General features: G+C 60.8%; 1 protein-coding gene. It reads right to left on the bottom strand.

Going from position 1 to position 3,776, the window contains the following annotated elements:
- Positions 1-135: 135 nt before the first annotated feature.
- Positions 136-3,321 (bottom strand): GAF domain-containing protein, encoded by a 3,186-nt coding sequence (locus ACFMO5_RS03295; RefSeq protein ID WP_376791343.1) that lies wholly within the window; start codon positions 3,319-3,321, stop codon positions 136-138.
- Positions 3,322-3,776: the final 455 nt, after the last annotated feature.

The following is a 3,776-nucleotide window of genomic DNA, read 5'->3' on the forward strand; positions in this document are numbered from 1 at the left end:
CCGGGCGCCAAAGGCGCCCGGCTCGCCCTCAAAATGCTTTTTTATCCCCCGCCCCATGATCCAAAGGGCCGTGAGAGAGGGAGCAGGGCCATCCGTTCCCTTTCTCGTATATCCCCACAAAAAGCAGATGAAGCACTACGAGTGAAGAGAAGAAGGTGGACGGAGAGGCAATCGGATCGTGAACGTGGTGCCGTTTACATCGCTCTCCACCTCAATGCGCCCGCCATGGGCTTCCACCGCTAATTTCGAGAAAGCCAACCCCAGCCCATATCCGCGGCGGCTTTGCAGCGTGCTGAAACGCTCGAAAATTCGCTGCCGCTGCTCCGGGGGGATGTAGGAGCCGCTGTTGAAAACTTCCAGAACAGCCATCCCTGCTTGTGCATAGGCACGAACGCGGATTTCACCATCAACCGGTGTGAACTTCGAGGCATTGGAGAGGAGGTTCCAGAGGACCCGCAAGATCAACTGTCGATCCATCCACACCCATGGCAACACCGGGTCGATCTCCGTCGTCACACGGAGTTTCCGACGTTGAAACACCGGGCCCCACCCCTCCACCGCCTCCTCCACCAGCCCCCTCAGATCTACGGGTTCCCATTCGATCGGCAGTCGACCTGACTCCAGGCGAGCAAGATCCAGCAGGTTGCTGATGAGGTTTTGAAGGCGGCTCAACCCTCGCAGGGCCGTGTGGACCAGTGATTGCGCTGAGGGGCTCAGCTCCGGATAGGTGATCAGTTCCTCTAACGCAAGAAGGATAGGCCCCAGAGGATTTTGCAGATCGTGCATCAGCATCCGGATCATATCTTCCCGCAACTGATCGCGCTCCCGCTCCGCCGTGATGTCCCGGAAAACCAACAGCCACCCCCCTCCGGTCGGACCATCGCCCTGGACCAGGGAACACATCATGGCGAGCCAGCGCATGGAATCCTTCAACGGGAAAGGAAGCTCCAGACGGAAGCCCTGGGCCACCCCCTGGCGGATCCGGCGGGCCTCTCGAATCAAGGCACGAGCGGCCTGCGGGGACTGATGTCGCAAGCGGAGAAGGAGATCCGTCAAGGAGCTCTCCGACGTCAGCTCCACCTCGGCCAACAGCCGCTGGGCCGCAGCATTCGCCTGGACGATCCGTCCCTCTCGATCCAGAAGGATCAGACCATCCTCCACCGTGGAAAAGATCGCTTCCAGGCGCCGGTTGACCTGTTGAAGCCGCTCATACAGGCGGGCCCGCTGAAGGGCAACGGCCGCGTGTTGAGCGATGGCCTGGGCCAAGGCCCGTTCCCCGGCATCGAACGCGCGCCGCCGCCGGCTGTCCCATACTTCCACCAACCCGAGCGGCTCCTCCCCTGCAAACAAAGGAATGAGCAGCACGGACCAGCCACCATAGCTCCGTAGGATGGCACGCTGACGCTCGTAGGCGTCCGGAGGATCGTCCGCATACAGCGTTTGGATCCGCCGTTCCCGGAGGGCCACCCATTCCAGTGGGACGTCCTCTTCCTGGTAGACCACGCCCAAATCAGAGATCCGCTCCATCGGGTTAGCCGTTTCCGCATAATACTCGGCGGCAACCCAGCTAATCCGACGCGCCGGATCCACGGCGACGAAATACGCACTGGTCCCATCCAGAGCTTCGCAGAGAGCGGCGGTGATCTCGGTGAGGATCGGGCCGGGCTCGTCGAAGCGGAGCAGGGCGCTCACGGCCCGATACAACATGGTTTGCTCCCGTAGGTGCTGCTCGTAGCGTCGGAGCAAGCGGCCCCGCTCTAAGGACAGCGCCAGGAGCATAGCGAGGAGCTCCGTCGGTCGCAACAGAGATCCCTCAAGATCCTCCCTCTCCTCGGGAGCCTCCAGTTCCACTAGCCCCAGCAGGCGGCCAGCAGCATCCCGGAGCGGAAGGGCAATGCATGAGACAGGGATCTCCCTCTCGCTCTGGAGCCAGTCATGGATCTCTGGATCCGTCCTCGGGAAGCGATATAACCCCCCGCGCGTCCGGTATCGTTCCAGATGGGGATCGTTCCGAAGCCATGGCTCCAGGGCCAGTGGAGGAAATTGAGGGGCCGGGGCGCTCTCCGCCATTGCGAGGACCCCTCCGGCTTCATCGAGCACCCGACAACGCGCGGCCCTCCACCCGAACTGGATGAAGATCTCCACCACCTCGTTTAATGCCCGCTCGGGATCTGAATGCCGTTGAATGGCCAGGTAACCCTCGTATAGAGCGAGAAGCCGATCCCGCTCCAGCCCCACCTGAGTCCGCTCCCGGCGGACCTGCTCGTAAACCTGGGCGGCCTCCAGGCCCAGGCTGATGATCCCCGCCACCGCCAGCATAAGAACCTCGTCATCCGGCGTGAAGGCGTAACGCTCCGGGCTCTGGGCATCCAGCACACCCCAGGGGGTCTCCCCCGCAAAGATCGGAACAGCCAATTCGGATCGGGTGGCAGGATCCACCTCCACATAATCGGGATCCAAAGAGACGTCCGGCACCCGTTGAGGTTCACCGGTCCGGAAAGCTCGACCGATGATCCCCTGGTCCGCTGGGATGAAACAGCGGTCAGGAGCGGGGGCCGCGCGATAGCCCTCCCAGGCCATAACCCGCAGCTGTTGCGTCGCCGGCTCATAGACCAGGATCGCCACCGAGGGCCAGCCCGTTTCCTCACGGATGATGCGCGCCACCTGTGGGAGGGTGACGGAGAGTTCAGGGCTGGAGGCCAGGACCCGAGCGACCCGGAAGAGATGCGTCATGGCCCGGTTGAGGTGACGTTGCTGTTCCAGAGCGTGGAGCGAATGAAGGCGCATCGCCAACAGTTCTGCCGCCATCCCCACCAGAAGACAGATCTCCTCCGAGAATCCCTCCTCGCTTCGCCTCAAAAACGCCACCAGGCTAACGCTTCCCCATGGATCCCTTAGCCGCACCATCAAGACGGAGCGGGCCAGCGGCTCTCCTCCAAGGGACATGAACCCGGTGAGGGAAAGAGTCTGGGGAACAAATTCTGGCGTTTCCCGACCAGCCTCCAGGAGCGTATGGAGAAGAGCGTGAAGGTCATCGGCGTGGATCCCCTCCCATCCGACATGCCACCATCGCGCCGGACGACCCTGGGAGTCCAGCTGGATGAAGAGGGTGGCATCCGCTCCAAAGGCACGCTGAGCAGCTCTCAACGCCTGGGCCATGGGGTCTTCCGTCGCCCAGGCTTGCTCCAGATCCCGCAGCAGATCCTGAACCTGCTGCATCCGCCAAAGGGTTTGCTCCAGCTCAACCACGCGACGCTTCAACGACTCGGTCTGGAGTAATAAAGCTGTTAATTCTTGGGGCGAACCGTTCGTTACATTCATCTCAAAATTCCTCACCATGGAGGCCTTTGGGAAAGAGGCCTTGGAACCGTTCTGAAAGATGGCTATAAAAGTTTTAAGATGAGTTCGCTGGAGAAACCCATATACGGAATGTTGTCCGAGGCAGAAGGTACGTATGAGGAACAGGATCCTTCACCTTTGCATTCAGGCTGCCCTCCAACGAATTTCCAGCGCACTTTTGGAAAGGATCCTCTAATCTCTTTATATCACATCTGTTAAAAATTGTGCAATTGAGGGCTGCGTTGGAAAGCGAACGGGCCCCCGAGCTGATGCGACAGCCCAGGAGACACCCAGCCAGAACGAGCGGGCGCTAAAGCACCTTACTATGAACAAAGGTTGGGTAAAATGAATAGCGCGGACCCGCACGGCACAAGCCACAATGACCGCTGTAAACTTCCTCTCGGTGGCTTTGGGGGCAGAGCCGCGCACCTTTGGTG

The sequence above is a fragment of the Thermoflexus sp. genome, assembly GCF_042408365.1.
GTDB lineage: Bacteria > Chloroflexota > Anaerolineae > Thermoflexales > Thermoflexaceae > Thermoflexus.

Coding starts and splice junctions, on each gene's coding strand:
- ACFMO5_RS03295 (WP_376791343.1), bottom strand. CDS start 3,321: ATGAATGTAACGAACGGTTCGCCCCAAGAATTAACAGCTTTATTACTC.